4 protein-coding genes and 2 pseudogenes are annotated in these 6,509 nt (G+C 40.6%); 5 read left to right on the top strand and 1 reads right to left on the bottom strand.

All coding sequences use genetic code 11. The annotated features are described in order from the left end of the window. Nucleotides 1–138, top strand: a pseudogene (locus LC586_RS39260) (ISAs1 family transposase); the annotation flags it as partial. A 261-nt stretch (nucleotides 139–399) separates the two neighbouring features. Beyond that, a pseudogene (locus LC586_RS43375) lies at nucleotides 400–589 on the top strand (ISAs1 family transposase); the annotation flags it as partial. 206 nt (nucleotides 590–795) lie between these two features. Here LC586_RS43375 and LC586_RS39250 read toward each other — a convergent pair. Continuing rightward, entirely contained in the window at nucleotides 796–2,010 is a 1,215-nt protein-coding gene (locus LC586_RS39250) for an FAD-dependent oxidoreductase (protein ID WP_229491199.1), read from the bottom strand. Nucleotides 2,011–2,240: 230 nt separating this feature from the next. Here LC586_RS39250 and LC586_RS39245 point away from each other — a divergent pair, with 230 nt between their 5' ends. The 3 genes from LC586_RS39245 to LC586_RS39235 all read left to right on the top strand — a co-directional run bounded on the left by LC586_RS39245 (nucleotide 2,241) and on the right by LC586_RS39235 (nucleotide 6,283). Next, entirely contained in the window at nucleotides 2,241–2,984 is a 744-nt protein-coding gene (locus tag LC586_RS39245; protein WP_229491198.1) for a pentapeptide repeat-containing protein, read from the top strand. A gap of 526 nt (nucleotides 2,985–3,510) precedes the next feature. After that, nucleotides 3,511–4,425 carry an FG-GAP repeat domain-containing protein gene (locus tag LC586_RS39240; protein WP_229491197.1) on the top strand — a complete coding sequence of 305 codons (915 nt, stop codon included), beginning with the start codon at nucleotides 3,511–3,513 and terminating at the stop codon, nucleotides 4,423–4,425. Between the two features lie 382 nt (nucleotides 4,426–4,807). Beyond that, nucleotides 4,808–6,283 carry a pentapeptide repeat-containing protein gene (locus tag LC586_RS39235; protein WP_229491196.1) on the top strand — a complete coding sequence of 492 codons (1,476 nt, stop codon included), beginning with the start codon at nucleotides 4,808–4,810 and terminating at the stop codon, nucleotides 6,281–6,283. Nucleotides 6,284–6,509 lie beyond the last annotated feature (226 nt).

Below are 6,509 nucleotides of genomic sequence, written 5' to 3'. Positions count from 1 at the left end.
CTTGAACAAACCTACAAACGTAGTCTTCGTCAAAAAATGAAACGCACTGCTATGGATAATAATTATATGATTCAGGTTCTTAGTTGTTGTTTCATTGACGATATATTAGATTCTTCCGATTCCTTGCATCAAGCCTGATTGAGATGTTCTTACCCTGCTATGCGATCGCAGTCAAGGCAAATCAAAAAAACTTGTATCGCCTTCGACATAATACGGAGACCTCCAAGCCAACAACTCGGTACATCACAGTCGAAAAAACTCGAAACAGAGCTACAACACGTACTATAGAAGTTTTTCATGATTTAACTGGCATCAGTCCAGAATGGGCTGAGTTGGAGTCCTTAATTAAGGTTGAAAGAATCGGGAAGCAGTGCAGGCAAACCATATTACCAAGTTGCTTACTACATCAGTAGCCTAGTCCGTTCAGCAACTGATTTGTGCCTTGGGGATTCGCGGACATTGGGGGATTGAGAATCGTCTTCATTGGGTCAAGGATGTAATTTTTGATGAAGACCATTCGACCATACGTATGGGTAACGCTCCTGCAAATGTGTCAGTGATGCGAACGATCGCACTCAATATTTTGCGCCGAAATGGTTATTCATCCATTACCCAAGCCCAGAGATTTACCTCTAATGATATTGACAAACTCTTATCCCTTGTGGAATGAAACAGCCCTGCCTTACAAAGGGGGGATTAAGGGGGGTAATTGACTTGTGTGTACACCGTAGTCTGCGGGGAGGGGAGACAAAGCATAGCTTTGGCGGGGTGGGGTTCTCCGGGTTTAATAAGTGATTAAAGGGACATAATATCACTCATTTTTTCAAAGTGAAAGCGTTCCATAAAGCGGCGGTCAATCCAATCTTTGTAACGCCACAAGAGTTTGTGAGGTGGTAAAGTGATGATACCTCGTGTGGCTATGGCTCGTCCGTCTCCTGTACCAATTAAACTCAAATATTGTTTCTGTGGCCTATAAGGTTTGAGCGACTTACATAATAAAATTCGCTGTAAATTCTTAAACAAAGGTTTACCTTGCCTAACAGCAAATACCCCAGCTTTCGGACGGGCATGATTTACCATTGTGGCAATATCACCAGCCGCAAATACTTGGGGATGCGTTTGAGATTGCAACGTGTCTTCCACCAAAATAAAGCCTCGCTCATCAGTTCCTAGTCCAGCGATTTTTAACCATTCGGGTGCTGATGCTTGTGTTACCCAAAAAATTTTATTACACTCTACTGTCAAGCCAGATTCGCATTTAATCTCAAATATTTCTTTAGTTTCTTTGTGTGGTGTAGGTGCAACTTGACACACAGTTTCCCCAAGATGTAGCTTAATACCTCGCTCAGTGAGAATTTTCTGAATTTGGTGGCGTATTGATGAATGGTAATTGGGCATCAGTTCCGTGCCACGCTGGAATAAATTAATTTCCAGATTTTGAATTGGTTGTTGAGTTTGACGTAAAATGCGATGTAAATGAGATTGCATCGACAGCGCCAATTCTACACCACCAGCGCCACCACCTGCGATCGCAATGCTAATTGGTTCTTGAGGATTTTTACCTACAGCTTCAATTAGTTCATACCAATGTTCCAATAGGTGCGATACTGGTTTAGCTGCGATCGCATATTCTGCTGCACCTGATACAGACACTGTGGCCGGAGTGCTGCCAATATCAATAGACAGCACATCAAAATCTACCACAAGTCCGTTAGCACAAAGAACTTTGTGATTTTCCAAGTCTAGGGCAACTACTCTGTCAATATACAATTGTGCTTGAGCAAAGTTCGCTAAAGGTCGCAAGTCAATATGACATTCATCGCGGCTGTAAAATCCGGCAATGTGTCCTGGTAACATTCCAGAGTAGGCTGTATTTTTGGCTGCGGTAATCAACGTCAAACGGACACCGGGTAAAGGCTTTCTACCAAACATTTTCAGGGCAATTGCATGGCTGTGACCGCCACCAATCAGAACTAGGTCTTTAACTATAGGCTGTAATTTTTGCTGCATTGATTGAAGGAGTTAATAAAAATATTATTTGATTTGTGAGATTTTTTGTGTTCCCGTAGCGTATCTAGTAAAAGAAGGCTATCCTTTATAATTAGTGCTTTTTCATAAATGATTTATGGATGCTTTATCACAGGCATCAATCCAAATCATCATCCTCAGGGTTAATTGATAGTGAAGAATGAAGAGTAGTAAGTGCAAGTAATTTTTAAACCTCATTTTATCACTTAAGAATGTTGACAATAATTATTAATGCTTTTCAGGGCATAAAAAATATTTTACCGACAAACAACAGTCAGTTATCAAAAATATGTCTGAGGATACATGCTTTTCAAGTAAAAGTTAATCAAAATCAGCATCAGTCGCCAAAAGAACGTTTAAGAATAGCAACTGAACAACTAGGGAATAAGACAATAGAAACCAGTCTGGCTGGAATTAATGATTTAGAGCAAATTGCCCAAAATTATCCACAGTACCACTGGATAATTATGGACATTCTTACTACTTTTGTCCGAGAAAATGCTCCTTACATACCCCAAGAGAAAATAACGAGCAATCTCTCAACAAAAGTTCGTATAGATATTCAAGCAGCCCTAAGCGTTATCGCTAGAAGAGATGTAAACAAAGACCCAAAAAATGAGCAACTTGATTTGAGCCACACAGACATGAGAGGAGCAAATCTGAATAGGGCGAACCTAGAACAGACAAATCTCTATCAAGCTAATCTTGCTGGAGCTAACCTCACAGAAGCTAATCTTGTGGGAGCAATTCTCAGTGCAGCTAACCTAGAAGGTACTAACTTATATTTAGCTAACCTAGAAGGAGCAATCCTCAGCGCAGCTAGTCTCAAAGGAGCTAACCTCTCTGGAGCTAACCTATATTGTGCAAGCTTATATTTAGCTAGGCTGCATGGAGCAGTTCTCAATGATGCCATACTCGATGGGGCAAACCTCACAGAAGCTAAATTTTCTGAGTAATATCATGTTCGCTTGATTACTTATTAAAGCCTAAGAACCTACCGCGCTAAAGCTACGCTTTGTCTTTCCTCCCCTTAATAAGGTTATCATGACCCGGATCTTTCTTAACATTTGCGAGAGCGATCTTGTATTTTTTCTACACTTTATTTATTCGTTGTTCATTCCCAATCAAAACCTAATTTGAGCGAAAATACTAATAGCTAATTTGTCAAGTACACCTGAAACCTCAATGTTCAAGATACTTACAAAACAAGCGTTTCAACAGTGTTAAGAAAAATATAGGAAGAGATAGGTATTTTCTGGTGGTCTTGTTCAAAAATTAAATAGGAATCCTATAATAGTAATGCTGTCAAACAGCTAAAATGCAGCATTTACAATCACATCTGCGGAATCTGGGCTTAAAGCTGAGAAACAAAATATTCGCCGAAAGCGATTGGAGATGCACAAAACACAAAAGTCGAGGAATACTATGAAAAAGTTTTTAAAACAAGCAATTCTTACAGTTAGCATTGCTGTTTCAATAATCATGTCATCCGAAGCGGTTACACGCGCAGCAGACCTGATTGTCAGAAATAGCAATGGAGACCTACTGTTATATCCATTCAAAAATGATACATTCTACAACGCCGGTGGAGGAACACAAGTAGGGAATGGATTTAATTTCACTAACTACTTAGTTGCCGACTGGACTGTTGACGGAACTTCAGACCTGATTGTTAGAAATAGCAATGGAGACCTACTGTTATATCCATTTAAAAATGGTACATTCTACAATGCAGGTGGAGGAACACAAGTAGGGAATGGATTTAATTTCACTAACTACTTAGTTGCCGACTGGACTGGTGACGGGACTCCAGACCTGATTGTTAGAAATAGCAATGGAGACCTACTGTTATATCCATTCAAAAATGGCACATTCTACAACGCCGGTGGAGGAACACAAGTAGGGAATGGATTTAATTTCACTAACTACTTAGTTGCCGACTGGACTGGTGACGGGACTCCAGACCTGATTGTTAGAAATAGCAATGGAGACCTACTGTTATATCCATTCAAAAATGGTACATTCTACAATGCAGGTGGAGGAACACAAGTAGGGAATGGATTTAATTTCACTAACTACTTAGTTGCCGACTGGACTGGTGACGGGACTCCAGACCTGATTGTTAGAAATAGCAATGGAGACCTACTGTTATATCCATTCAAAAATGGCACATTCTACAACGCCGGTGGAGGAACACAAGTAGGGAATGGATTTAATTTCACTAACTACTTAGTTGCCGACTGGACTGTTGACGGGACTCCAGACCTGATTGTCAGAAATAGAAATGGAGACCTACTGTTATATCCATTCAAAAATGGCACATTCTACAACGCCGGTGGAGGAAAGAAAGTAGGGAATGGATTTAACTTCACTAACTACTTTCCAGGAAATTGGTAAAAGGTACAAAATAACCTTATTTTGTCACTATCAAAAGAATGCAATAACTTAAGAAGTGTCTGAGAGCTATGCTTTGTCTCCCCTCCCCTTGGCAAAAGGAGGAGATTAAGGGATAGAATGCAAGCAATAAAAATTTCTTTTCCCTATTCCCTATTCCCTACTCCCCATTCCCTATTTTCAGCGTAATTCGTTATTCTTGTAGCGCAAGCGTTTCATTGATTTGGAATGGGTGGTTTCTTTATGTCGTAATCTATAAATATATTTGATATCATTCCCTAGTTCAATGAGTGTCTTGGCACCTATGAGAATTTTCTGCTAAATGCTATACTATTTTTCCTCAACATCTAAGTAATAATTCTAAGTTGTAAGGAAAATCGTTACCATGTCTTCTAAAAAGACAGACGCTCTTTTGAATTGGTTGATAACTATAACAGTTATATTTGGCTTCTCATTGACTGTAATTTTTTTCGTGTTGTCCAGTATTAAAGAATTATCAATTCAGGAAAAAATTCAGTATAGAAACCAAGCATTAACAACGACTGCAATAGTTTTTTTAGCATCGGCAGCAATGTTTAATACTTATTATGCAGCAAAGCGGGCCCAAGCGATGCAGAAAAATGCGATCGCATCTGAGAAAAACCTGGAAATTGGCATTCAAAATGCAAAAGTTAATCAAGACAGATTGATTTCAGAGCGCTTTATGGGGGCAATTGCCCAGCTTGGTCATGAAAAGGTTGAAACTCGGACAGGCGCAATTTATGCATTAGAAAGAGTTGCTCAGGATTTTTCTAAAGAATACTGGACAATCATGGAAATTCTCACTGCCTTTGTGCGAGAGAATGCACCTATCCAGCAGGTGAGGGTAGAGCAACAAAACCCGGAATATCAAGAAGCAGCTTACTCAGGTAGGCACAGAGGTGGGTCGCGTCCGACACAGCAGTTGGAGCAAAATCTCCATGAAGAATTACCAAAAATCCGCACTGATATTCAAGCAGCTTTAACTGTCATCGGCAGGCGTAATTTACTCGAAGACCCAAAAGATCAAAAACTTGATTTACGTAATATCGACATTAGAAGGGCAGACCTGCTAGGAGTTAATCTGCAACAAGCAGACTTACGTGGTTCTGACTTGAGTGGAGCTGACCTGCGGGGAGCCGACTTGAGCGAGGCTGACCTGAACGGCGCTAAACTCGTTAGGTCTATTCTCTATGAAACTAAATTACTAAAAGCTAGCCTTTGTGGAGCAAACCTCTGTTGGGCTAATCTCAACCGCGCTAATCTCTGTGGGGCAAACATGCGTTCAGCCAACCTTTCTGGAGCAAGTCTGCGTGTAGCTAATTTGCAAGGAGCAAACCTCTATAAAGCTAACTTGCAACAAGCTACCTTAAAAATCGCCAACCTCTCTGGGGCAAAGCTATTTTTAGCTAACTTGCAAGGAGCAAAATTGGGTAAAGCCAATCTGTGCATGACGGGTTTGATTGGAGCCAACCTCTCAGGGGCTAACTTGAATGGTGCCAATCTTTCTGGGGCTAACTTGAATGCAGCCAAACTCCACCAAACAGAAGTGTATTTTGCCAACCTCTCAGAAGCCAGTTTAACGGAAGCTGACCTTTATCAAGCAAACCTCATCGGAGCTAACCTGTATAGGGCAACCTTTTATCAAGCTAACCTGACTCAGGCAAACCTGATGGGAGCTAACTTTTCAGAAGCTGACCTGAGTGATGTCAAACTGGAAGGGACAATTTTAACAGGGGCTAAAAACTTAGAGTTGCAGCAGATTGAAAAAGCACTTGGCGATCGCACCACTCGTCTACCTGATTATATAGAAGCACCGACAGATTGGCGACAATCAAGTTGAGTTATCACAGCATCATTAGTTATTTAGGCGCATTCTACCGTTTTCACAAAATAATATAGTTTTACTGGGAGCATCCCCATTTTTCAACAACTCACGGGACTAGCCCTGTCAAGGTGACAAATAGCCGGATAATAATGCCATGCGATCGCAAACTAAAAAGTAGCGGAGGAGATGGTGAATGCTGGGAGCAATATTTGAGCGTTTTGTAAAAGAGAGTCCAATTAGT

The sequence above is a fragment of the Nostoc favosum CHAB5714 genome (assembly GCF_020829495.1).
GTDB lineage: Bacteria > Cyanobacteriota > Cyanobacteriia > Cyanobacteriales > Nostocaceae > Nostoc > Nostoc favosum.
This window is presented reverse-complemented; position numbering and strand designations above follow the sequence as displayed.

Coding starts and splice junctions, on each gene's coding strand:
- LC586_RS39235 (WP_229491196.1), top strand. CDS start 4,808: ATGTCTTCTAAAAAGACAGACGCTCTTTTGAATTGGTTGATAACTATA.
- LC586_RS39245 (WP_229491198.1), top strand. CDS start 2,241: ATGTTGACAATAATTATTAATGCTTTTCAGGGCATAAAAAATATTTTA.
- LC586_RS39240 (WP_229491197.1), top strand. CDS start 3,511: ATGTCATCCGAAGCGGTTACACGCGCAGCAGACCTGATTGTCAGAAAT.
- LC586_RS39250 (WP_229491199.1), bottom strand. CDS start 2,010: ATGCAGCAAAAATTACAGCCTATAGTTAAAGACCTAGTTCTGATTGGT.